The sequence below is a fragment of the Tabrizicola piscis genome (assembly GCF_003940805.1).
Taxonomy (GTDB): Bacteria; Pseudomonadota; Alphaproteobacteria; order Rhodobacterales; family Rhodobacteraceae; genus Tabrizicola; species Tabrizicola piscis.
This window is the reverse complement of sequence record NZ_CP034328.1, coordinates 1,061,807-1,084,724: the sequence shown is the minus strand read 5'-3', so window position 1 is coordinate 1,084,724 and position 22,918 is coordinate 1,061,807. Positions and strand designations below refer to the sequence as shown.

25 protein-coding genes are annotated in these 22,918 nt (G+C 63.3%); 10 read left to right on the top strand and 15 right to left on the bottom strand.

The window, feature by feature from the left end; genetic code table 11:
* Positions 1 to 4: 4 nt before the first annotated feature.
* From EI545_RS05180 to EI545_RS05170, 3 genes are read left to right on the top strand one after another with little or no spacing between them, the layout of a single operon-like run.
* Entirely contained in the window at positions 5 to 712 is a 708-nt protein-coding gene (locus tag EI545_RS05180; RefSeq protein WP_125324486.1) for a phosphonate C-P lyase system protein PhnL, read from the top strand.
* On the top strand, positions 699 to 1,868 hold the full coding sequence (locus tag EI545_RS05175; protein WP_125324485.1) for an alpha-D-ribose 1-methylphosphonate 5-triphosphate diphosphatase: 1,170 nt from the start codon (positions 699 to 701) through the stop codon (positions 1,866 to 1,868). Before EI545_RS05180 ends, EI545_RS05175 begins: the two co-directional genes overlap by 14 nt.
* 56 nt (positions 1,869 to 1,924) lie before the next feature.
* Positions 1,925 to 2,344 carry a VOC family protein gene (locus EI545_RS05170; RefSeq protein ID WP_245990298.1) on the top strand — a complete coding sequence of 140 codons (420 nt, stop codon included), beginning with the start codon at positions 1,925 to 1,927 and terminating at the stop codon, positions 2,342 to 2,344.
* 63 nt (positions 2,345 to 2,407) lie between these two features.
* Here the strand turns inward: EI545_RS05170 and EI545_RS05165 are convergent, their stop codons facing one another.
* From EI545_RS05165 to EI545_RS05135, 7 genes are all read right to left on the bottom strand, one after another.
* Positions 2,408 to 3,565 carry an alpha-D-ribose 1-methylphosphonate 5-triphosphate diphosphatase gene (locus EI545_RS05165; protein ID WP_125324484.1) on the bottom strand — a complete coding sequence of 386 codons (1,158 nt, stop codon included), beginning with the start codon at positions 3,563 to 3,565 and terminating at the stop codon, positions 2,408 to 2,410.
* Positions 3,566 to 3,573: 8 nt separating this feature from the next.
* Positions 3,574 to 4,359: a class I SAM-dependent methyltransferase gene (locus EI545_RS05160; RefSeq protein WP_125324483.1), complete on the bottom strand. Its 786-nt coding sequence runs from the start codon at positions 4,357 to 4,359 to the stop codon at positions 3,574 to 3,576.
* Positions 4,360 to 4,362: 3 nt separating this feature from the next.
* Entirely contained in the window at positions 4,363 to 5,577 is a 1,215-nt protein-coding gene (locus tag EI545_RS05155; RefSeq protein ID WP_125324482.1) for an alpha-D-ribose 1-methylphosphonate 5-triphosphate diphosphatase, read from the bottom strand.
* Positions 5,578 to 6,234: a class I SAM-dependent methyltransferase gene (locus tag EI545_RS05150; RefSeq protein ID WP_125324481.1), complete on the bottom strand. Its 657-nt coding sequence runs from the start codon at positions 6,232 to 6,234 to the stop codon at positions 5,578 to 5,580. It abuts the gene before it with no gap.
* On the bottom strand, positions 6,231 to 7,037 hold the full coding sequence (phnE, locus tag EI545_RS05145) for a phosphonate ABC transporter, permease protein PhnE (RefSeq protein ID WP_125324480.1): 807 nt from the start codon (positions 7,035 to 7,037) through the stop codon (positions 6,231 to 6,233). The genes EI545_RS05150 and phnE (EI545_RS05145) overlap by 4 nt, the downstream gene beginning before the upstream one ends.
* A gap of 88 nt (positions 7,038 to 7,125) precedes the next feature.
* Positions 7,126 to 7,824 carry a phosphonate ABC transporter ATP-binding protein gene (locus tag EI545_RS05140; protein WP_216842496.1) on the bottom strand — a complete coding sequence of 233 codons (699 nt, stop codon included), beginning with the start codon at positions 7,822 to 7,824 and terminating at the stop codon, positions 7,126 to 7,128.
* A 4-nt stretch (positions 7,825 to 7,828) separates the two neighbouring features.
* A complete protein-coding gene (locus EI545_RS05135; RefSeq protein ID WP_125324479.1) occupies positions 7,829 to 8,701 on the bottom strand; it encodes a phosphate/phosphite/phosphonate ABC transporter substrate-binding protein in 873 nt (290 codons plus the stop codon).
* Between the two features lie 430 nt (positions 8,702 to 9,131).
* On the opposite strand from EI545_RS05135, the gene phnC reads away from it, so the two are divergent.
* From phnC to EI545_RS05110, 5 genes are read left to right on the top strand one after another with little or no spacing between them, the layout of a single operon-like run.
* Positions 9,132 to 9,932 (top strand): phosphonate ABC transporter ATP-binding protein, encoded by an 801-nt coding sequence (gene phnC, locus EI545_RS05130; protein WP_245990297.1) that lies wholly within the window; start codon positions 9,132 to 9,134, stop codon positions 9,930 to 9,932.
* A gap of 22 nt (positions 9,933 to 9,954) precedes the next feature.
* Entirely contained in the window at positions 9,955 to 10,857 is a 903-nt protein-coding gene (gene phnD / locus EI545_RS05125) for a phosphonate ABC transporter substrate-binding protein (RefSeq protein ID WP_125324477.1), read from the top strand.
* Positions 10,858 to 10,911: 54 nt separating this feature from the next.
* Complete coding sequence (gene phnE, locus EI545_RS05120) at positions 10,912 to 11,814, top strand: phosphonate ABC transporter, permease protein PhnE (RefSeq protein WP_125324476.1); 903 nt, start codon at positions 10,912 to 10,914, stop codon at positions 11,812 to 11,814.
* On the top strand, positions 11,811 to 12,677 hold the full coding sequence (gene phnE / locus EI545_RS05115) for a phosphonate ABC transporter, permease protein PhnE (protein ID WP_125324475.1): 867 nt from the start codon (positions 11,811 to 11,813) through the stop codon (positions 12,675 to 12,677). The genes phnE (EI545_RS05120) and phnE (EI545_RS05115) overlap by 4 nt, the downstream gene beginning before the upstream one ends.
* Entirely contained in the window at positions 12,674 to 13,282 is a 609-nt protein-coding gene (locus EI545_RS05110; RefSeq protein WP_125324474.1) for a DapH/DapD/GlmU-related protein, read from the top strand. The genes phnE (EI545_RS05115) and EI545_RS05110 overlap by 4 nt, the downstream gene beginning before the upstream one ends.
* A 114-nt stretch (positions 13,283 to 13,396) precedes the next feature.
* Here EI545_RS05110 and EI545_RS05105 read toward each other — a convergent pair whose 3' ends face one another.
* From EI545_RS05105 to EI545_RS05070, 8 genes are read right to left on the bottom strand one after another with little or no spacing between them, the layout of a single operon-like run.
* Positions 13,397 to 14,866, bottom strand: a complete 1,470-nt coding sequence (locus EI545_RS05105) for an amidohydrolase family protein (RefSeq protein ID WP_125324473.1) — start codon at positions 14,864 to 14,866, stop codon at positions 13,397 to 13,399.
* On the bottom strand, positions 14,863 to 15,588 hold the full coding sequence (locus EI545_RS05100; protein WP_125324472.1) for an aspartate/glutamate racemase family protein: 726 nt from the start codon (positions 15,586 to 15,588) through the stop codon (positions 14,863 to 14,865). Before EI545_RS05100 ends, EI545_RS05105 begins: the two co-directional genes overlap by 4 nt.
* Positions 15,588 to 16,244: a flavin reductase family protein gene (locus EI545_RS05095; RefSeq protein ID WP_125324471.1), complete on the bottom strand. Its 657-nt coding sequence runs from the start codon at positions 16,242 to 16,244 to the stop codon at positions 15,588 to 15,590. Before EI545_RS05095 ends, EI545_RS05100 begins: the two co-directional genes overlap by 1 nt.
* 13 nt (positions 16,245 to 16,257) lie before the next feature.
* Entirely contained in the window at positions 16,258 to 17,412 is a 1,155-nt protein-coding gene (locus EI545_RS05090; RefSeq protein ID WP_125324470.1) for an amidohydrolase family protein, read from the bottom strand.
* Positions 17,413 to 17,465: 53 nt separating this feature from the next.
* Complete coding sequence (locus EI545_RS05085; RefSeq protein WP_125324469.1) at positions 17,466 to 18,506, bottom strand: extracellular solute-binding protein; 1,041 nt, start codon at positions 18,504 to 18,506, stop codon at positions 17,466 to 17,468.
* Between the two features lie 32 nt (positions 18,507 to 18,538).
* The gene (locus EI545_RS05080; RefSeq protein ID WP_125324468.1) at positions 18,539 to 19,312 is read right to left on the bottom strand and encodes an ABC transporter permease; all 774 of its coding nucleotides are present in this window, start codon (positions 19,310 to 19,312) and stop codon (positions 18,539 to 18,541) included.
* Positions 19,309 to 20,190, bottom strand: coding sequence for an ABC transporter permease (locus EI545_RS05075; RefSeq protein ID WP_125324467.1), 882 nt, complete (start codon positions 20,188 to 20,190; stop codon positions 19,309 to 19,311). Before EI545_RS05075 ends, EI545_RS05080 begins: the two co-directional genes overlap by 4 nt.
* Entirely contained in the window at positions 20,187 to 21,245 is a 1,059-nt protein-coding gene (locus EI545_RS05070) for an ABC transporter ATP-binding protein (RefSeq protein WP_125324466.1), read from the bottom strand. The genes EI545_RS05075 and EI545_RS05070 overlap by 4 nt, the downstream gene beginning before the upstream one ends.
* A gap of 266 nt (positions 21,246 to 21,511) precedes the next feature.
* Between EI545_RS05070 and EI545_RS05065 the strand changes: the two genes are divergently transcribed.
* Complete coding sequence (locus EI545_RS05065; RefSeq protein WP_245990296.1) at positions 21,512 to 22,267, top strand: GntR family transcriptional regulator; 756 nt, start codon at positions 21,512 to 21,514, stop codon at positions 22,265 to 22,267.
* Between the two features lie 226 nt (positions 22,268 to 22,493).
* Positions 22,494 to 22,892 (top strand): sugar 3,4-ketoisomerase, encoded by a 399-nt coding sequence (locus EI545_RS05060; protein WP_164517219.1) that lies wholly within the window; start codon positions 22,494 to 22,496, stop codon positions 22,890 to 22,892.
* Positions 22,893 to 22,918 lie beyond the last annotated feature (26 nt).

Here is a 22,918-nt window from a genome sequence, read left to right as displayed (position 1 = left end):
CGTGATGCCCCCTGTTCTTGAGGTCCAGAACCTTTCCAAGCATTTTCAGATGCACCACCTGGGCCAGCGGTTGCATGCCTTTGAGGGCATCAGCTTTACCCTGCACGCGGGCGAATTCCTGCTGTTGCGCGGGCCGAACGGGGTGGGCAAGTCCACCCTCTTGCGCACGCTTTACCGCAGCTACCTGCCGCGCGCGGGGCAGATCTGGTATCACACGACCGAGGGCCGAATTGATCTGGCCACGGCGGCGGATGTGGATATCGCGCTCCTCCGCCGCCGTGAGATCGGCTTTGTCACCCAGTTCCTGATCGCCCGGCCCCGCGTAGCGGCCGAGGATATCGTCGCTGAACCCCTGCGCCGGGCGGGCGTGGCGGCCCCCGATGCGCTGGAGGAAGCGCGCCGCTGGCTGTCCGAGTTTGGCGTCAAGCGCGACCTGTGGCGCGCCTATCCCACCACCTTTTCGGGCGGCGAGCAGCAGAAGGTCAACCTCGCCCGCGCGCTGATCCTGCCGCAGCGGCTGCTGTTGCTGGATGAACCCACGGCTTCCTTGGACGCAGGCGCGCGGGCGGCGCTGATCCGGCGTCTGGCCGACCTCAAGGCGGCGGGCGTGGCGATGATCGGGGTGTTTCACCACCCCGGTGACGTGGCGGGGCTGATCGACCGCGAGATTGAATTGACGGCAAAAGAGGTGTCCGAAGATGTGGCTGTCTGATTTTCGCGTCGTGCTGGAGGACCGGGTAGTCGACCGTGGCTCGGTCCGGATCGTGGACGGGCAGATTGCCGAAATTTCGGAAGCCCCGATGGCGGGGGCAGCGCTGACCGGCGACGGGTTGCTGCTGCTGCCGGGCTTTGTCGACATGCATGGCGACATGGTTGAACGCGAGGTGGAGCCGCGCCCGAACGTCCGCATGCCGATGGAACTGGGCCTGCGCGACCTTGACCGGCGGCTGGCGGCGTCCGGCGTGACCACGGCCTATGCTGCTGTCAGCTTTCACCCCGGGTCGGCCTATGGCCATATCCGCCATTTCGACCAGACCAGCGCCATCATCCGCGCGCTGAAATCCATGGGCAACGTGCTGAAGGTCGACCACAAGGTCCATGCGCGGTTCGAGATCACCTTTCCCGATGCCCTGCGCGTGGTCGAAGGGCTGATCGCCGAAGGCGCAGTCGATCTTGTGTCCTTGACTGACCACACGCCGGGGCAGGGCCAGTACCGCGATATCGAGGCGCATGTCGCCCGAATTGCCCGCGAGAAGGGCCTGAACCAGACTGAGGCGGAGGGTGAGGTTGCCCGCCGCATCGCCGAGAAACGCTCCACCGCCGGTGATATGGCAGCGACCTTGCGCGCGATTTCCGCCACCTGCCGCGCGCATGGGGTGGCCTTGGCCAGCCATGACGACGATACGGTGGAAAAGGTCGCCCTGATGCAGGCGCTGGGCGCGGGGATCAGCGAGTTTCCGGTGACCGTCGAAGCCGCGACCGAAGCCCGCGCACGGGGCCTTGCCACGGCGATGGGCGCACCCAATGCGCTGCGCGGACAGTCCTATTCCGGCAACCTGTCGGCCCGAACGGCGCATGGGCTTGGCCTTTTGGACATCCTTGCGTCGGACTACCACCCCTCAGCCCTGCTGCCCGCCGTGCTGGAACTGGCCAAGGCCGACCCGGCCGGCCTTGCCGGAGCAACCCGTCTGGCCACGGTGAACCCGGCCCGCGCGCTTGGCCTGACCGACCGTGGGGCGATTGCGCCGGGAATGCGCGCCGATCTGGTGATCGCCGATGACAGCGGGATCGGACATGTCCGGGCGACGCTAAGGGCAGGGGCCAAGATCTATTCGGACGGTTCGGTCGTGGTGGCGATGGCGGCCTGAACCGAAGAGCGTCAGGAGCGGTTGCTCTGACTTTCCGCTTCGCGGACGAAGCGGGCGTGTCGCACTATGCCGTGCTAAAGTGTCCTGAGGCGGAACTTGCCGAAAGTGCAAAAATGGCAGCGTCACTCGGGCGGTTGGTGATCTATACAAGCAAGATCGATCAGATGGCGGATTTTTACGCCAGGCACTTTGGTTTCTCGGTTTTGCGGGCTGAAGGCGACCGCATCGTCGAGCTGAGGGCGCAAACCTCTGGTATGTCGCTGCTTTTGCACCCTGCCGTGGCAGGGCAGAAAGAAGGGCAGGTTTTGGTGAAACTCGTGTTCGACGTTGAGAACGTGTCGGCCTTCTGCGAAGCAGCCAGCGCAGAAGGGCTTGATTTTGGGAAGATCCACAAAGCGGACGGGTATGAATTTGCCAATGCCAAAGACCCGTCCAACAACCCGATTCAGGTGTCTAGTCGCGCGTTCCGAGATTGACGGTTTGCGCTTAAGACCGCCAGTGATCCCATCAGACCGATTGCGGTGCCCCGCGCCAAGGGCCTAGTACACCCGCCGCCCTTCGCGCCACACGGCGACCACCTGATTGTGGGTGCCCATCCGCCGCACTTGCACCAGATCGGCGCGCAGGCCGGGGGCTATCCGGCCCCGGTCGGTCAACCCGGCAAGCCTTGCGGGGGCGTCTGTGACCATGGCAATGGCGCGGGTCAGGTCCTGCGGCAGGCTGTCGTCAAACCCGATGGCAAAGGCCGCGTCCAGCGGGCTGCGGGGGATGTAGTCGGAGGACAACACATCACAGAGGTCCGCCTCAAGCAGCGCCCGAAGCGCGACGTTGCCGGATTGCGATCCGCCGCGCAGCAGGTTGGGCGCACCCATCACCACTGCAAGGCCCAAGGCGCGGGCATGGGCGGCAGCCTCCAGCGTGGTGGGGAATTCGGAAACGACCGCCCCTTCAGCCTTAGCCTGATCGACATGCGCCAAACTGCGGTCATCATGGCTCATGATCGGCAGGCCCGCCGCTTGCGCTTGGGTGACCACATGCGCGCGTACCTCGGCCCCCACGCGGGCGGATCGGTCCAAGAGTTCGGCCATCGCGTCGCGGGCTTCGGCCAGATCGAGCCCCATATCCTTGGCCATCCGGCCAAGCCAGTGTTCCCGGTCAAGGCTTTGCCGGTCACCCGGCGTGTGGTCCATCACCGAGACCAGTCGCACCAAGGGACTGCCGATCGTGGCATCGGTCAGGGCGATTGTGTCGGGATCGCAGATTTCGCAGCGCAGATGCAGCAGATGATCGGCGCGAAACAGCCCCTCGGCGCGGCCGCGTTCCAAGGCGGCGACCAGCGGCACCAGAAGATCGCGCCGTTCGGGCCGCTTCATCGACGCGCCAACGCAGAGACTGTCCAGCACGGTTGTCGTGCCGCCGGCGATCACCACCGCGTCATGCGCCATGAGCGCATTCAGGAAATCCCACTGCACGCCCGCGCGCGGAAAGACATGCGCCTCGACATGGTCGGTATGCAGGTCAACGATGCCGGGGATCAGGAAATCGCCGCCCATATCAAGGCTTCCCGGCGGATGCGCCCCGGGGCGCAGGGCGACGATCTGCCCGCCCTCGATGTCAACCGCGCCGTCGATCGTGCCGTCGGGCGTGACGATCCGCGTCCCGGCAAGCGTGAAGTTCCCAGCCGTAGTGTCCAGCATCCTGCCCCCTAGTCGGCCCGCTTCCGGGCCCATTTCGTTGTGGTTTCCCAATCGATCCGGATTGGCGTGTCTGCCAGACCAAGTTCTGCGCAGATCGCGGTCAGATCGGCCGTCACGCGGGAAAGCCCGATGCGCCGGACAACACCCCACAGGGTGGAGCGGGTCAGGTAAAGGTCGATCAGCCCGCGCGCGGACAGTTCAGTCGTCCATGAATAGGTATGAGACCTTGCCGTCATGAAGCCCGGCAAATGCGCAAGGTCACGGACCACCGGTTCCTTGCGGGCTTCGCGGCGGGCGAGGTCTGGCGTTTCTGAAGAATGTGTCTCGATATAGCGGTCAAAGGCCTGGATCACGGCCAAGGGTTTGCGCCGGTTGCGGATCAGGGCCAGCACCCCGCCGGGGGCAAGCACGCGCCCTGCCTCGGCATAGAACCGTGCCATGTCGAACCAGTGGAACGCCGTGCAGGCCACGATCAGCGCCGCGAACCCACCGGGCAGTTTCATGTCCTCGGCGGTCGCATCGGCGATGTGGACATCCGGAGCCATGGCAAACCGCCGCGTCAGCACGCGCCGCATGTCGCGGCCGGGTTCAATGGCGATGTAGCGCCAGTCCGGACCAAGGGCGTCGCGCAGCGAGGCGGTCGAATTGCCCGGCCCGGCCCCGACATCCACCGCGACCTTTGACGGGCAGCGGAGGTCGGCAAGCAGGGCCTGAAACGCAATCGCAGGATAGCCGGGGCGGTGCATCTCGTAGGCTTCTGCCAAGCCGTCAAAGCGATCCACCCCATCCGCCATGGCCTAACCCGCAGCTATCGCGCCATAAGCGGCGCGGCCGTTGACAAAGCTTTGGCGGACGACGGGGGTCCGGCCCTCGGGCCAGTCCAGAAGCGCCAGATCAGCCCGGCGACCGACCGCGACCTCGCCCCGGTCCGCAAGGCCTAGTGCCGCCGCCGGATTGCCAGAGACCAGCTTCCACAGGTCCGGCAGAGGTCCGATCCCGTCGGCTTGCAACCGCGCCACGGCGGCAAGCATCGCGGGGTAGTAGTAATCCGACGCAAGGATGTCACACAGCCCCGCCGCCACCATATCCGCCGCCCCGGGCGAGCCGAGGTGACTGCCGCCACGCGCCGCATTGGGCGCGCCGAACACGATCCAATCCCCCGCCGCGCGCGCGGCGCGGGCCACGTTCAGGTTCATCGGGAATTCCGAAATGCGCGCGCCGTGGGCGCGGTAGAAGTCACGGGTTTCGGGTTGGCTGTCATCGTGGCTGAGCATCGGCGCGCCTGCCGTTGCCGCCTTCTGACCTGCCGCCGCGATCACTGCAGGAACTTCGGGCCGCCGCTCCCACATCTGTCGCATCAGGGTGATGAAGTCGGCCACATCCATCCCGGACCGCTTGGCGCGGCTTTCCATCTTGGCGGCAAAGCCCGGGCTGGCCATGTCGACGACCGGGAAGTCGGGGGCATGGTCAAACGGGCGGTCTTGCAGCGCGACCGACGGGTGAAGGACGCCCATGGTCGTGTGGTCGTTATAGGCCAGTGCCGGCAGCAAGGGCCCGGCAAGGGCGCTGTCGATCAGCGGCAGCGCCTCGAAACAGAAGGTCTCCCACCGTAGTTGCACCCGGTTTTCGACTGTCAGCCGCGGCGCAAGGGCGGCCAGAGTGTCCACGACCTCACGCCCGATGGCGACCGACCGCAGCCCCGGCTCCCAGCTGAGTGTCAGGGCGTGGTAGGCGGTGGCGATGCCATTGGCGGCCAGCTGGCGGTCTGTCTCCAGCAATGCCGCTTCGGTCGGGATCATCACGCCGGGACGCGGCATTAGCTGACGCTCAAAGGCGTCGCCGTGGATGTCGACCAGCGCGGGGGCAAGGATCATGCCGTGCCCGTTGATCACCCGCGCCCCGTCGCGCGGGCGATCCAGCGCTGTGATCAGCCCGTGCTCGATGCGCACCGAAACCTGTGCCAAACGGTCGGGCAGGATGACCGACGCACCCTCGATAACAATGGCTTCCACTTACAGACGCTCCAGCACCAGATGCCAATGCCACGATCCGGGCGTTTCATGTTCGCGGTCTTCCAGACGGCAGATCTCGAAGGCAGAGAACAACTCTAGCAGATCGCGTCCATTGCAGAAGTAGTGCGGATGCACTTTGTCCTCGGCCCCTTCAAACACCCAAGTGTTGCGCGAGATTTCGCGGCCCGGGGTTTTTGCAAGTTGCACCGGCACACGTCGGGCCGACAGCATGGTGCCAAGGAAAGTGCCGCCGGGTTTCAGGACGCGGGCGATTTCGGCGATGGTTTCGCGCAAGACCACCTCATCCCCGTGATAGATCACGTTCCATGACAGGACGTGGTCGAACGACCCGTCCTTGAAGGGCAGGTCTGTCATCATGCCGATGCGGGCGTCGACGGTCAGGCCCTCAGCCGCAGCGACCCGGGTAATCTCGGCAATCCCCTCGGGGGCGGCATCCAGGGCCGAAACGGCAAAGCCCTGCCGGGCAAGGGCCAGAGCGTGACGCCCCACGCCTGCGCCAAGGTCAAGCACTGCCGCACCCGCGGGAAGGCTTTGGGCGAAGTCCATCACCTCGGCCTCGGGGCGTTCCCATTTGGTCGTGCCATCTGCCTTGGCCCATTCGGTGCCCCAGTAGACATGCGCGGTATCGGTCTTCATCGTGCTGTTCCCATGATCTTCTGGCGCAGGACCGCGCCGATTTGTTCGACACCGATCACCACGACAGCGATCATCAGGATCACGGTGAGGGCGGTCGGGTAATCGAAAAGGTCAAAGCCTACCTTCAATTCGATCCCGATTCCCCCTGCGCCGACAAGGCCAAGGATGGTCGAGGATCGCACGGCCTTTTCCAGTGCGAAAAGCGAGGTGGAAATGAAGGCGGGCATGGCTGCGGGGATGATCGCGCTGGCGGCGATGTCGATGCGCTTGGCGCCTGTGGCGGTCAACGCCTCGGCCGGGCCGGGATCGGTGTTTTCCATGTCATCGGCAAAGAAGCGGCCGCAAAAGCCGATGGTGTCGATGGCAATGGCCAGCATGCCCGCAAAGGGGCCAAGGCCCACGGCGACGACGAAGACCAGCGCCCATGCCAGGTCCGGCACCGCACGGATAAAGCCCAGAAGGACGCGTACCATCTGGTTGATGCCGCGCCCGACCAGCACATTGCGGGCGGCCAGAAGGGCGATGGGCAGCGACAGAATGATCCCGATAGCTGCTCCGGCCACCGCGATCTGCAAGGTTTCCACCATCTTCCACGCCAGCCGGTCAAGGTTATGGGTCGACGGCGGCCAGGCGCGCGAGAAGAAGTCGGCCAGTTTCGGGGGTGAGGACAAGAGCCGGTCCATCGACCAGCCCGCGCCTTCCAGCGACCACAGGATCACCAGTGCCACGACAACATAGCTGACAAAGCCAAGGCCACCCGGCCGGGCAAAGCGGTGGGGCAAAGCGTGCGGCGGGTTATGCATAAAGCTGGGCCATTTCCTTGGTCGTGACGTCGGATGACGCGGCATCAATGGCAATCCGCCCACCCTGCAGACCGAGGATGCGGTCACCTTAGGACAGCGCGTGCTGGACGTTGTGCGAAGTGAAAAGGACGGTCACGCCTTCGCGTTTCACGAGCGACATGAACAGCGCCATCACCTCTTCACCCGCCTGCGGGTCAAGCGACGCGCAGGGTTCGTCCGCCACCAGAAAGCGAGGCTTGCCGACCAACGCGCGGGCAATCGCCACCCGCTGGCTTTGCCCGCCGGAAAGCTGGTCTGCCCGGCGCAAGGCAAGGTCAGCCAGCCCGACCTTCGCCAAGGCCGCCATAGCCGCGCCGCGTGCCTCGGCCGGGGCCAGCCCTTGCATCCAGTAGCGCGGGCCGGAATGTCGGCCCAGAAGGCCGTGGATCACGTTGGACAGCACCGACAGGCGCGGTACCAGATTGTGCTTCTGCCCGACCAGCCCGGTCCGCGCCCGCAAGGCCCGGCGTGCGGTGCCGCCAAGATCGCTCAACGTCTCGCCCAGCAGGGACACCTGGCCCGCGTCCGGGTCGATCAATCCCAGACAGCAGCGCAAAAGCGTGGACTTGCCGGTGCCGTTGGCCCCGACCAGTGCGACGCATTCGCCCTGACCAATGTTGAATTCAAGCCCCGAGAACACGGGCGCACCCGTGCCAAAACGTTTGGCAAGGCCTTTGGCCTGCAGGTCCAGAACCTGCAGGCCGGTTTGGGTTACACCCCGCCGAAGGCCGGGACGGTCAAGCGGCACCGGATCATTCCCCGAGGAACTTGTCGAACTGCGGATAGCCTGCCGTGGTGTACATCGAGCGCACCACGTCATAGCTGGCGTCCTCGATCGTCACGAGGTCCATGCCGAGGTACTTGTCGTTCTCTTCATGCGTGGTGATCGCGGTGATGATCTCGGTCTTGTTGCCGATGATCTTGTCGCGGACCATGGCCTGTACTTCGGCGGGGACATGGGCACCGGCCAAAAGCATGTCGTTCGGCAGATCGCCCGACCGTGCCAGAACCTTGAAGAAGCCGTAGGGAACCGAAGTGTCCTTGTCGCGGGCCGAGGAAATCCACGACCCTTCGTTGATGCCGATGGCGGCCACGTCGCCCGCCTTCAGCGCCTCATGCGCGATGTTGCGGGCGGTGTGCACGGCTTCGATGTCCGTGACCGGGCTGACACCGTAGTCGGCCATCAATTGCATCGGGCACAGCATGTTCGAGGTCGATCCGATGTCACCGAAAGCAACCTTCTGACCTTTCAGGTCAGCCATGCTGTCAATCCCGGCATCTGCGCGGACAATGATCGCGCAGCGATAATCGGGGCGGCCGAAGCCGATCAGCGGGGTCGCCTTGGTCAGCGTGTTAATGACGATGTATTCCGCCGGTCCGGTGATGACGAAATCCACCGTCTCGCCGCGCAGGGCCTCGGCGGCGGCGGTGCGCGAGGATACGGGGAAGAAATCAAAGGTCTCGCCGGTGGCGGCTTCAAGTACGGTCTTGAAAGGGCCCCACTCGGCCTGCAGACGCTCCAGCCCTTCGACATCGGTGACGGCGATGCTCCAGGTTTCGGCGAGGGTGGTGGTTGCGCTGATAACGGCAAGGGCCGTTCCGATCATGAGCGACTTGAGCGACATCTTTGGTCTCCGGTTGGAACTCGTTCGAACGAATTTCTAGGGCCAGCCGGTAACGCCGCCGCGATGTGTATGTGAATGTTGCCCGACGCTTGGGTGACGCTTTTGCAACGGCCTGTGCCCCGTCCTGAGGGAGGGCGTTTCGCAAGGCATTGGTTCTGCGACAGGACTTCTGTCCCCGTCGCGCGCGTGATCGGCACGGTGGTGTTTTCGACCGGCAACCACCTCCAAGCTGGAGCGAAATTTCGCCGGATCGACGATCATTCCGGAAGGCTGCGCGGTGGAAAAACACCTCGTCCCGGCTAACCATCTGAAACCTAACAGTCAGCGTCGGCGCCGTTACAAAGCGGTCAAGAACCAGACTCCAAACATTCATCCGAACGATGTTGGTCTGTCGCACCACTTAGGCAGCGTGAGAAACATGGAAAAGCACATGCTCTCACTCGCCGGTCTTGGCCGCAGGTTCAATGCCACCCGCGCCGTGGACAATGTCACCCTTGATATCCGCCCTGGCGAATTTGTCGGCGTGATCGGTCGGTCGGGCGCGGGGAAATCCACGCTTCTGCGCCTGATCAACCGGCTGATCGACCCGACCGCTGGCCGCATCACCTTTGGTGACACCGATGTCACCGCGCTGCAAGGTCGTGCGCTGCGGCAGTGGCGGCGGGACTGCGCAATGATCTTTCAGCAGTTCAATCTGGTCGAGCGGCTGGATGTGCTGACCAACGTGCTGGTTGGCCGACTTGCCGATCATGGTTTCCTCAGCTCGATGGCGATGCGCTTTACCGATGCTGAGCGCACGCTTGCCATACGGGCGCTGGACCGGCTGGAAATGGCCCCGCAGGCGCTGCAGCGCGCGGGCACCTTGTCGGGCGGGCAGCAGCAGCGCGTGGCCATCGCCCGGGCGCTGGTGCAAAATCCCCGCATCATGCTGGCCGATGAACCCATCGCCAGCCTTGACCCCGGCAATGCCACCCGCGTGATGGAGGCGTTGCGCAGCATCAACCGCGATGACGGGATCACCGTTTTGGTGAACCTGCACACCCTGGATACCGCGCGCGCCTATTGTCACCGGATCATCGCCATGCGCGACGGCCGGGTGTTCTTTGACGGCACCCCGCGCCAGCTGACCGACGATGTCGTTCGCGACATCTACGGCACCGATGGCTTGGCCGAGTTTGACGCCGCCATCACCTCGACCGCAGCCCATCGCCGACTGCGCCAGACCGCCTGACCCCTTCAGATAGGAGCCTGCCATGCGCCTTTTCGCCACCACTGCCCTGATCGCCCTTACCGCGCTGCCCGCCGCCGCGCAGGACTGGAAGTCCGACTACCGCATCGTCCGTTTCGGCATCCTGTCGGGCGAAAATGAAAGCGACCGGATCGCACGCTACACGCCGTTCCAGGAGTATCTGGAAAAAACCCTCGGCGTCGAAGTCGAGATTTTCACCGCCGGGAACTATGACGGCGTGATCCAGGCCCTTGCCGCAGGGCAAATCGAGTTTTCGTTCCTTGGCTCTTCCGCCTACGCCGCCGCCTATACCGAGACCGCGGGCGGCGTGATCCCCCTTCTGACCCAGATTCAGGAAGACCACTCCACCGGCTACTTCGGTGTGATCGTGGTGCGCTGCGACTCGGGCCTCAAGACGGTTGACGACCTGAAGGGCAAGACCCTTGCCTTTGCCGACCCTGACAGCACCTCGGGCTACAACGTGCCCTATTACAACCTCGTCCAGCAGGGTTATCAGCCGGAAGAGTTCTTCGCCGCCATCCCGTTCTCGGGCAGCCATGAGGCTGGCGTGGCCGGGGTCGCCAACGGCCAGTTCGACGCCGCCGCGACCTATATCAACAACGAAAAGAACGGCATCCCGCAGCGGATGGAAACCAAGGGGATGATCAAGGAAGGCGAAGTCTGCGTGATCTGGACCAGCCCGGAAATCACCTCCGGCCCCTTCACCGCGCGCGCCAACCTGCCCCAGGGCCTGATCGACGAGATGAAGGCCGCCGTCATGAACGTGCCGACCGCCGACCCGCAGGCCTTCAAGGACATGAGCGGCGCTGAGGATTCCACCGCCAAGGGCTATGTCGAAGTCGACCACGCCCGCTACCAGTGGATCATCGACATGCGCGACTGGTTCAAGGCCCAGCGCGACAGCTGATGCTTTCCCGGGCGGGCCGCATCAGGCCCGCCCGCACCCATTCGGGAACCCCTGATGTCCGCAGCCCTTCTTGCCTTTGAACGGGACTATTCCGTCCAGCGCCGCCGGTCGCGCCTGACTTTCCTCGCCGTCACGGGTGTGATGCTGGCGCTGTTCCTGCTGTCCGCCCACGCCTCCAACTTCTTCCTCGTCACGCAAGTTACCCTCGCCGACGGCTCCCGCGCCGAGCGTTGGGTAATCGGCGCCGGCCTGCCGCGGCTTGGCGAATACATTTCCAAGACGATCCCCGAGCTCAGCTGGGCCACCCTTGGCAGCGACCTTGCCGACTGGTTTGGGCGCTGGCGGATCTGGGCCGTCCTTTTGCTGGAAACCGTGCTGATCGCCTTCATGGCCACTGTCCTGGGCGTCATTGGCGGGTTCGTCCTCTCGTTCCCCGCCGCCCGCAACCTCTCGCCCAACCGCTGGGTTCTTTGGCTTTCGCGCCGGTATCTTGAGATTGCCCGCACCGTCCCGGAACTCGTCTTCGCGCTGATCTTCGTCTTCTGCTTCGGCATCGGCCCCCTTGCGGGTGTCCTTGCCATCGGGCTGCACACGGCGGGGGCCTTGGGCAAACTATACTCCGAAGCCAATGAAAACATCGACATGCGCCCCTTGGACGGGGTCAAGGCGGCGGGCGGATCGTGGTTCGACATGATCCGCTATGGGGCGGTGCCGCAGGTTCTGCCGAACGTGCTCAGCTACACGCTTTTGCGGTTCGAGATCAACGTGCGTGCCTCGTCGATCATCGGCTATGTCGGGGCAGGGGGGCTGGGGCAAGAGTTCCGCACCGCCATGTCCTATCAGGAATACACGGACCTTTCGGCCCTGTTCATCATCATCCTCGTGACCGTGACGGTTATCGACCGGCTGTCCGAGATGCTGCGCCACCGCGTCATCGGGCTGGAGGCACGCGCATGACACCCAAGACCGTTACCGCCGCCGAAATCGCAGCCGCCCGCGCCGCGCATCCCCTTGCCTTCCGCGCGCCCCTGAACGTGCGCTTGCGCCGCGCCGCCCTCTGGACCGGTTTTGCGCTGTTGTACTGCTGGTGTCTTTATGACTTCGACGTCTCACCCGCCCGCATCTGGGAAGGGCTGGGCCGCCTTGGCCGCGTGCTGTCGTTCATGTTCCCGCCGCATGTCTGGACCGAATGGCGAGAGTTCTCCGAAATCCTGAAGGGCCTGGGCGAGACGCTGTCGATGGCCTTCCTTGGCACGCTTCTGGGCGCGGTCATCGCCTTTCCGCTGTGCTTTCTTGGCGCAAAGAACATCAACCGCCTGCCGATCCTGCGCTTCACGGTCCGGCGCGGCTTTGACATCATCCGCGCCTTCGAGACGCTGATCCTTGCCTTGATCTTCATCCGCGCCTTCGGCCTTGGGCCGCTTGCCGGCGTTCTGGCCATTGCCGTCGGCGAGATCGGCGTGCTGGCCAAGCTTTACGCTGAAGCGATTGAAAACACGTCGACCAAGCCCGTTGACGGCGTGGTCGCATCAGGCGGCAGCCGAACGCAATCGATCCGCTTTGCCGTGCTGCCGCAAGTCTGGCCCGTGCTTCTGTCAATCACGCTTTACAACTTCGAATCCAACGTCCGCTCGGGCACGATCCTTGGCATTGTCGGTGCAGGCGGCATCGGGTTCCTGCTGGCAGACCGGATCGGTGCCTACCGCTGGGATGAGGCCTGGTCGATCATCTTCCTGATCATCGCCATGGTCTATCTGATCGACTGGCTTTCAGGCCTGATCCGCGCCCGCTTCATTGGCACCTGGGAGGGCGCAAGATGAAACTTCTGACCGAGGCCCCCAACGTCCACGAAACCGCCACCCTGGTTGATTGCACCCTGGGCAAATGGACCGAGGTGATGGCCCATGTGACAATGCGTGAGGTGACGTTCGGAGACTATTCCTACATCGTCCGCGGCGGCAACGTCGTCTCGTCCACCATCGGCAAGTTCTGCTCCATCGCCGAGGGCGCGCGGATCAACCCCGGCAACCACGCCACATGGCGTGCGGCCCAGCACCATTTCACCTACCGTGCCGCGCAGTTCGGTCTGGGCGAGGATGACGAGACCTTTTTTGAGTGGCGCCGCGATCACTGGGTGACCATCGGCCACGATGTCTGGATCGGCCACGGCGTCACGGTGCTGCCCGGTGTCACGGTCGGGACTGGCGCGGTGATCGGCGCGGGTGCCGTGGTGTCAAAGGATGTGGCGCCTTATGAAATTGTGGGCGGCGTGCCTGCGCGCCATCTGAAATGGCGGTTCACCCCGTTACAGGCCGAAGCGCTGCAGGCCATTGCCTGGTGGGATTGGGACCACGCGGCCCTGAAGGCTGCCTTGCCCGATATCCGGGTGATGGACATTGATGCTTTCATCGAAAGATACCGTTGAACCCCGGAAACTCAACCGGGGTGGCTACGAAACATTCAACCGTATAGGTCAACTACGCGCCCGCTGCCGCTTTGGACCCTGCGCTGGGCCAACTGCGCCAGACGACCGATCGCTTCAAGGGTAGGTGGGGGGAAACATCGTCGTTAGACTGGGCTGCCCCCAAGTCCGTTCGGGGTATTTTTCCAAAAGGCGATCAAACTGCGCCTGCGCCTGTCTGCGGGCGGCGTGCAGGTCCATTCCCGCCACCTGACCGCCGCGCATCGACAAGCGGCCGTCAACGAAAACCGCTCTTGTCACCCGCCCGGTTGCACCAAAGACAAGGCTTTGCACCGGATCAATGCGCGGCGCGAAATGACTGTCTGCCATATCGAACACCGCGATGTCTGCCTTTGACCCCACCTGCAGCCGGCCCAGATCAGGGCGCTTCAGGGCATCGGCGCCTCCAATCGTTGCGGCATTGAACACCTCAGCTGTGGTCAAGCCACGATCATCCCCCGTGGCGGCGCGGCCCATCATCAGGGCCACCGCCATGTTGAGCACCATGTCAGGCGGGGCCGTATCGGTGCCCATGCCGATGTTGATGCCCATGTCGCGGCACCGCCGGAATGAGCGCAGCATCTCGCCATCGCGGGCGTAGACGAGGGGGCAATGCGCGATCGTGACGCCGTGATGGGCGTAAAGCGCCAGATCCTCGGGCTCGGCCTCGACGGCGTGGGGGGCGATCAGGCGGTCGTGCAAAAGACCGCGTCTGGCCAGCCATTGCGGACCCGTGGTGCCATGCAGGGCCTGAACCGTGCGCCGTTCCATCTTGCCCTGTGCCATGTGCAAGCGGACAGGCAGTGCCATGTCCCTTGATGCCGCCATCGTGCGGCGCAACAGGTCAAGGGTGCAGGTTTCAACCCGGTCAGGGGCCAGCATTGCCTGCACCAGCCCGCCATGCCGGCCGCCGACGCGGGCTGCAAAATCCAGCGCGTCGGCAAGGCCTTGCATGCCGCGTGCCTCGTCAAATCTGGGTTCCAGAACGCCCGGGGCAGTGCAGACCATGCCCCCGGACCGGTAGGCAGGGCCAAGCCAGACGCGAAGCCCCAGATCGGCAGCGGCATCTGCCGCAGCTTCGAATTCGGCGACGGTTTCCCCCCATTCGCGGTAGAAAAGCGAGGCGATGGGAAGTGCCGTCGTGATGCCGTTGCACAGAAGCTGGGCAAATGCATAGCGCTTCTGGAAGGCCAACTCGTCTGGGGTGTACATCTCATACGGGCCGCGGTTGACATAGGCCTGCGGCCAGACGCGACCGGTCGCCCAGCCGGGCCCGTTGTCCACGGTCAGCAAGGTCGTATCGAGATCGGACAGGGCGTCAAGATCGACAAACCCCGGCGAGACAAGCACTTCGCCCAGATCAATGCGCCGCGCCACCTCGCCACCGAAGGGGGCGCCAATATGGATCACGCGATCTTCGTCAAAGACAATCTCGGCGTTATCCAGCAGTTTGTGGCGGCCATCGACATGGCCGACGATCCAGCGAGCAGCCAGGGCTGTGCGCCCTTTCGGACGCTTGCCCAGGGTCAGGCTGTCGAGGCCCGTCACGCGGCACCTGTCATCTTGTCGGCAGATTTGTCGCGCGGATAGGCATAAGCCCCGGTCTTTGAGGTCAGATAGCCTGCGCCAGCCATCGCTTCGGCCAGTTTGGTGGCGGCGGTGACACCGTCAATCACTGGGATGCCGACAGTGTGGGACAGCCAACTGCAAAGGTCAGCCATGCCCGCACATCCCAGCACAATCGCCTCGGCCCCATCCTGTTCGATGGCCAAGCGGGTTTCGGCCAGAAGCCGGGCCCGCGCGGTGGCCGGATCCGTGTCCAGTGCCAGAACTGGCAGGTTTACCGCGCGGACCTTGCGGCAGTGATGGCCCGCACCGTAGGCCCTTACCAGATCCTCGATCACGGGGACCGAACGCGGCAGTGTCGTGATCACCGAGAACCGCGCAGCAAGGGTCATCGCCACCTGCAAGGCAGCCTGACAGATGCCGATCACCGGACCTTTGGCCACCTCGCGCGCGGCGGCAAGGCCGGGGTCGTCAAAACAGGCGATGACATGGGCATCCGCCCCGCGCGCTTCAGCCGCGATGATGGCCTGCAGCATGGCTGGAACGGCCATCGCCTCATCCCGATACCCCTCGATCGATGCGGGGGTGTTAGTGCCGGTTTCCGCGTCAATCTTGGTGCCGGGGGAGGCTGCAGCGCGCGCCGCCTGAGCGATCGTATGTGTCATCGTCGCAGTTGAATTCGGGTTGATCACATGGATGCGCATCAAGCGGCACCTTTCCTTGATCGGGGTGTCACCTGTGCCAATTCGAAAGGCAGCAAAGCCTCAGGCTTTTTCAGTTCGAACTGCCGATCCGAGGTGATGTAGTTGTCGGCATGCAAACGGGCGATCGGCTGATAGGTGTCGGAATTCACATAGCGCCCAGCCGGATCCATGCAGCGATCTTCGACATGCATGTCCAGCACTTGGCCCACGATCAACACGCGAGACGGATATTCGATGATCCGCTCGACCCGGCATTCGAAGGAACACGGGCTTTCACCAATGCGCGCGGCGTCAATCTGGCGGCAGGGCACCGGGGTCAGGCCTGCAAAGGCCAGTTCATCGACATCATTTGGAAAGTTGACGCTGCAGGTGATCATCGCGTCGGCCAGCGCCATGTCGACCATGTTCACGACAAATTCGCCCGTACGGCGGATATTGGCGACGGTATCCTTTTCATCGCCATTGCCACGGTTCTGGATGCCAAGAACCACAAGCGGGGGTTCGTGTGAAAACACGTTGAAAAAGCTCATCGGCGCTGCGTTGTTGTGGCCTGCCGCAGACCTTGTGCCGACAAGGGCGATAGGGCGCGGGCCGATGAAATTGGTCAGCAGTCGGTAGCGGTCGGGCGCGGGAAGCGTGGTGAAATCGAAATCCATGCTGTCTGTCCTGTCAGGCCAGCAGATTGCCGCGCCGCACCACGAGGCGATCGGCGGGGCGTCGGCACAGGGCATCGCCTGCGCCGCTGGCGGCAATCATCACGAAATCGGCGCGGTTTCCGACGGCAAGCCCATAGTCCTGCAAGCCAATGGCCTTGGCAGCCGCATGGGTGGCACAGCCAAGGGCGCGGGTGAAATCCTCATCCAGGTTCCAGTCGAAGCGATAGGCGGTCAGGAACGCCCGCTCCAGCATGTCGCCATTGCCAAAGGGCGACCAACTGTCACGGATGCCGTCCGACCCGCAGCAGACGGTCACGCCCATCTCGGTCAACTCCTCAACCGGGGGCACGGCGACATCGGCGGGGGCCGAGGTCATCAGCGAAATGCCGGTGTCGGCCAGCCTGCGACCAATCCGCTTCAGCCGGGCGTCAGGGATCATGCCAAGGCAATAGGCGTGGGAAATCATGACCTTGCTGGCAAGACCCGAGGCTGCGGTATAGTCGGCGATCCGTTCAACCTGCCAAGCGCCCAGATCACCCTTGTCATGCAGGTGAATATCGACGCCCGCCCCCTTTTCCACAGCCAGATCGAAGATAAAGCGCAATTGGCCGTCGGGATCGCCGTCGATGCCCGCAGGATCAAGACCGCCGACAGTTTCCACCCCCATATCCATTGCGGCACGGATCAGATCGGCAGTGCCGGGTCGGCACAGAAGGCCCTGCTGCGGGAAAGCCACGAATTGCAGGTCAACCCGGTCAGACCAGACCTCACGCAGGCGCAACATCGCTTCGACATGGGTCAGTCCCATGTCCGGGGCCACGTCGATATGCGAGCGCACGGCAGTCGTTCCATAGGCCAGCATCTGACCCAGAAGACGCCCCGCCCGTTCCTCAGGCGCGGTGGTGTTGGCGGAAAGGACGCGGCGTTCGTTTTCAATATAGTCGCGCAGTTTGGCGGCGCGTTTGCCCGGCTGCCAAGCCTCACCCCACAGGGTCTTGTCCAGATGGACATGCGGTTCGACAAAGGCGGGCAGCACAAGCCGACTCGCGCCGTCCACCGCATCGGGTGCTGTGACCTGCGGGCCGATCTCCGCGATCCGGCCGTCTTGGCACCGGATGCCGATGGTCTGGCCGTCGATGTCACGCAGATTGGAAAAGGTGGTCATCATGCCGCTCCGCTGTTTTGGGATGCGGCCCCCGGGCGATGGGGGCCGCACGGGTGTCAGCCTTTCAGGCGGGTCCAGATCTTGTCGCGCAGTTCACGCGCCGCCGGGCCGCAGTCCAGCGTCGGAACCAGACGCGAGGCATAGTCTTCGGGCATGTTGATTGCATCCATCGCGCGCCATTTCGGGTCAAGGAATTCGTCCGACTTGATCGCATTGGCATAGGCAATCGCATTCGATACCGCCGCAGCATTTTCGGGTGCCATCATCCAGTTGATGAAGATCTTGGCATTCTCAGGGTGGGGCGCATTGGCTGGAACCGCGAAATTGTCGCGGAACATCGGCGTGCCTTCCTTGGGGTAGATGAAGCGGATGGTGTCACGCTGCGCGGTCGCGCGCGCCGTTGCCCCATTCCACACATGATACATCGCCACCTCGCCCGAGGCCATGCGGTCGACCGTGCTGTCGGAAGAATACATCTTCAGTTTGGGCTTCTGGGCCTCAAGCAGGTCAAGGATGCGCTTGGCGTCATCGTTGCTTTCGGTGCACTGCGGGATGCCCAAATAGAGTGAGGCCGCAAGGATCACGTCGCTGGCGGTATCAAGTTCTGCGATCTTGCCTTCGAATTCCGGGCGCGGCTCGAACAACTCTTTCCAGCTGTGCTCGATCTCGGCCCCACCGATGGCGGCGCTGTCATAGGCAAGGCCGGTGACGCCCCACAGATAGGGGGCCGAATATTCGTGCGTCGGGTCGAAATCGGGGTTCTTGAAGGCGTCTTTCATGTGGACGTAGTTTGTCATCGACGGGGTGTCGATCTTCAGCAGCAGACCATCCTTGATCAGGCCGGGGATCACATAGTCTGACGGCACGATCACATCATAGGCTGCGCCGCCCGACTGCAGCTTGGCCAGCAACGTGTCGTTGCTGTCAAAGCCGTCAAGGATGACCTTGATGCCGGTCTCGGCCTCGAACTTCGCCAGCAATTCAACCGGATAGTAATCCGTCCAGTTGTAGAAATAGAGCGTCTTTTCAGCATCTTGCGCAAGGACTGGCAGCGCCGTTAGTGCGGCCATGGCCAAGCCGATCAGGGTCTTTTTCATTGGGTTACTCCTCTGTTGGATCGTGTCGAACCTCAGCGCCGCAGGCGGCCAAGGAAGAAGGAAAGCGAGACAAGCAGGACCGAGATCGCCAACATCACGGTGGAAATCGCGTTGATCTCGGGGGTGATGCCCGCCTTGATCGACGAAAAGATGTAGACGGGCAGGGTGGTGGTGCCGGGCCCTGACAGGAAGAACGAGGTCAGGAAGTCATCAAGGCTGGTCACGAAAGCCAGCGTGAAACCCGCCATGATGCCGGGCCACAGAAGGGGCAGCGTCACTCTGCGAAAGCTGCGGAAGCGGTTGGCATACAGGTCCTGCGCCGCCTCGCCATAGCTTTGGTTCATGCCCTCCAGCCGGGCGCGGATGGGCAGATAGGCAAAGGGGATGCAGAAGGCGGTATGGGCCAGGATCATGGCGCCCAGACCAAGGTGCACGCCCAAGGCCACGAACAGCATCAGCGTTGCCACCGCGACCACGATTTCCGGCAGGATCAGCGGCATCTTCAGCATGGCCTCAACCCCGCCACGCTGGGGAAAGGCCCGCGACATCGCCAGCGCCGCCAGAAGGGCGATCACCGTTGCGGCTGTCGCTGCGCATAGGGCGAGGACAAGCGAATTCTTGGCCGCCGACTGGATCGCCGGGTTGACCAGTATGCGGCCATACCAATCCAGCGACGCATGCGACCAGACGGTTGCCGTGCGGTTGGCGTTGAAACTGTAGCCGACCAGAACCACGACAGGCACATAGAGATAGATGAGGACAAGCAGCGAAATCTCGCGCGTCAGGGGGAAACGGCGAATGTTCATCGGGCCCTCCGATTGCGCCAAAGCGCCATGGCCAGCATCACGGCAACCATAAGTGCCAGCAGCACCACCGACAGCGCCGCCCCAAACGGCCAGTTGCGCGAGGCGCCAAACTGCATCTGGATGATGTTTCCCAGCATCAGGGTCTTGCCGCCCCCCAGAAGGGCAGGGGTCACGAAGGCACCCAGACAGGGGATGAAGACTAGCAGCGATCCGGCCGCGATCCCCGGCATCGCAATCGGGATCAGCACCCGGCGCAGGGCGCGTGACTGGGGGGCGCCCAGATCCTGCGCGGCCTCAAGCAACCGCCAGTCGAATTTCTCGAATACGGTGTAGAGGGGCAGGATCATGAAAGGCAGGAAGGAATAGGTCAGCCCGATGGCCACAGCCAGATCGTTGTAAAGCAGTTGGACAGGCCCGATGGGCGAGATGGAATTGACCACCTGTGACAGCCAGCCATCCTCGCGCAGGATGATGAGCCACGCGTAGTTGCGCACCAGAAGGTTGGTCCAGAAGGGAATGGTGATCAGCAGCAGCATGATGTCGCGCTGGCCCCGCGACAGCCCCGCCATCCAGAAGGCAACGGGCAGGCCGAACAGCAGGCAAAGCCCTGTGGTCAACGCGGCCTGGAGGACCGAACGCAAGAGGATCACCAGATAGCTGGTGTTGACGATCATGGTGCCGTCGAAATCCTCTTCCCAGACAAGCCTTATGTAATTGCCCAAGGACGGCACCGAGGCCCAGTCCACCCCGCTGCTGCCGCCCTTTTGCAGAAGCGATATCCAGAACATCAGCGCAAGCGGAACACCGATCAACGCGACGATTGTCACCAGCGCGGGCGTCAGCAGACCAAGGCGGCGCAGGGCGGGGCTGTCGGTCATTGCACCAGAACCCGCAGGCTGTCGGCAGGCAGGTTTACCCCGACCGAACTTCCCATGGCGGGGGGAGAGCCGTCCAGATCGGATTGCCGCAGCAGGAAGGTGTCGCCATTGGCCAGTGTCAGTTTGTGCAGGAGGGCCGTTCCAAGATAGGCGGTATGCACCAACTGCGCCTGCAAGTGGCCGGCATCGGCGGTCGCCAGACGCGCGCGTTCGGGTCGGATCGCCAGCGTCACCTTGCCCCGCGCGTCATGCGGCACCGAAAGCACTGCACCGCCTGCCAGACGGACTGCATTTCCAGGCAGCGCCTCGCCCTCGATCAGGTTGATGTCGCCGATGAAGTCGGCGACGAAGCGATGGGTGGGGGCTTCATAAATCTCACGCGGGGGGCCCATCTGCAGGATGCGCCCGCCCTGCATCACTGCCACACGATCTGACAGGGTCAGTGCCTCTTCCTGATCATGGGTTACGAACAGAAAGGTAATCCCCGCTTCGGCCTGCAGCAGCTTCAATTCGATCTGCATTTCCTTGCGCAGCTTCAGATCCAGCGCCGAAAGGGGTTCGTCCAGCAGCAGAACCTTGGGGCGGGGCGCCAAAGCGCGGGCCAAGGCGACCCGCTGTTGTTGTCCGCCGGACAGATCCGCCGGTCGGCGCCGCGCAAAGGATTGCATGCGAACCATCTCCAGCGCCTCACCGACGCGGGCGCGGACCTTTTCAGCAGGCAGGTGCTGTTCTTCCAGCGCGAAGCCCACGTTCTGCTCGACCGTCAGATGCGGAAACAGCGCGTAGCTTTGGAACACCGTATTGACTGGGCGACGATACGGCGGTGTCTGGGTGACATCCTGTCCTTCAATTGCAATCCTGCCCTTGTCCGCGGTTTCAAATCCGGCAACCAGCCGCAGGAGTGTGGTTTTCCCGCAGCCCGACGGGCCGAGCAGGGTGAAAAACTCACGTCGGCCGATCTCGATCGAGACATCTTCCAAAACCCGGATGGCAGCAGCGCCGCGGCCAAAGCTTTTGCTGACGGCTGCGACGGAAACAGCAGAAGAATCGGTCATGTCATTCTCACTCCCATGGTGGCCCAGCCTAAGTGCATTCACCAACATGTCAAGATTGCATGCAATACGGTAATTTTTATGTATGCAACTTGCCGCGCCACATCAATTTTGGCCAGTCAGCAGAGCGATGACCAAACGACCGGGCAACGAAACCGAGGGTCCTCCCCGCATCGGCGCCGCGCTCCATCGGATGGCGGACGAAATGCGTTGACCTTGGCGATGCATGCGATGTTCAATCCCATCGCATACACCCGGAGTCGTGCAGAGTGCCCAAGCCCACTGATCTGAAGGCCGCCGAAACACAGCCAAAGGGCCGCGGGGCCGGCCAGCCCACCAAAACACCAACCCGCACGGAAAAGGTGCATGAGGCGCTGCGTCAGGCGATCATTGAACAGCAACTCGCTCCGGGCGCGCGCCTACCGGAGGATACGATCGGCGACATTTTCGGAACCAGCCGCACAATCGCGCGCGAGGCACTGCTGCGTCTGTCGGTCGAAGGTCTGGTCGATCTGTTGCCAAACCGGGGGGCCTTTGTCGCCAACCCGTCACTGGACGACGGTCGCGATATCTTTGTAGTCCGCCGGGGGCTTGAACGGATGGTGGTGCTGCAACTGGCCGGGCAACTGAGCCCCGCCCAGATTGCAGAACTGCGCGGCATGCTCGAACAGGAAGAATTGGCCGGTGCGCGCGACGAAACGGCGGCCATCCGACTGGCCGGTGAGTTCCACTTGCGCCTTGCCGAGATGACGGGAAACAAACTGCTGATCCGCTACCTTACCGAGACGGTGTCGCGCTGTTCGCTGGTGCTGACGATGTACGGCCGCCCGCATTCCGTGGATTGCGGCATTGATGAACATCGTCAGATCATCGAAGCGCTGATCGCAGGGGATAAGGCCCGGGCTGCGGACCTGATGGAACACCACATCGAACAGGTCGCCGGGCGGGCCCTTCTTGAAACCCGCAAGCCGCTAAGCGTTCAGGATGTTCTTGCCTTGTATGCGACCGCGATCACGCGGGACTGAAATCTGGACCCGATGCCAGAACCGCTTGCCCGCATCGCCGGCATCGAGGGTCTGCAACCCCTGAGGATTTTCACCGCTGGGTTGGCATGTCCAAAACTTGGCCACGTTTTTCTGGCGCCCTCCCGTAAAGAATTGTAAAACAACATAGATCGATTACTCGATGATCCGGGAAAGCCATTGGGATTGTGTGTTTATGCGTCTGGAAAATGATCTGCCCGGGTGCAGGTTGATCGAACTTAATTGTCATGCCGATGCGCGGGGCCGGCTCTACCCGCTGGACCTGCGGCACCTTGCCGGGTTTGACGCGTCGCGCATGTTCTTGATCACTGTGCCGGAAGATCCCCTCGGCGTCTGCCGGGGTGGCCATTCGAATTCGACCCGCCAAGTGCTGGTTGCTGCAACCGGCCGTGTAACCGTCGATCTGGACGCTGGCGTGCAGAAGGCGAGTGTCGTGTTGGACCGCCCTGATGTAGCCTTGGTGATCGGGGCAGGAGTTCTGAACCAGATGCGAGATTTCGCGCCGGGAACGCTGTTGATCGGTCTGGCCGAGGTGCCATTTTCCCAGACCCAATACTATTCCGAACCGCAGCCGTCGCTCTTTGCGGCGCGGTCGACGCTGGCGTGACGGCAATGGTTCCTCAGGCCGCCCCG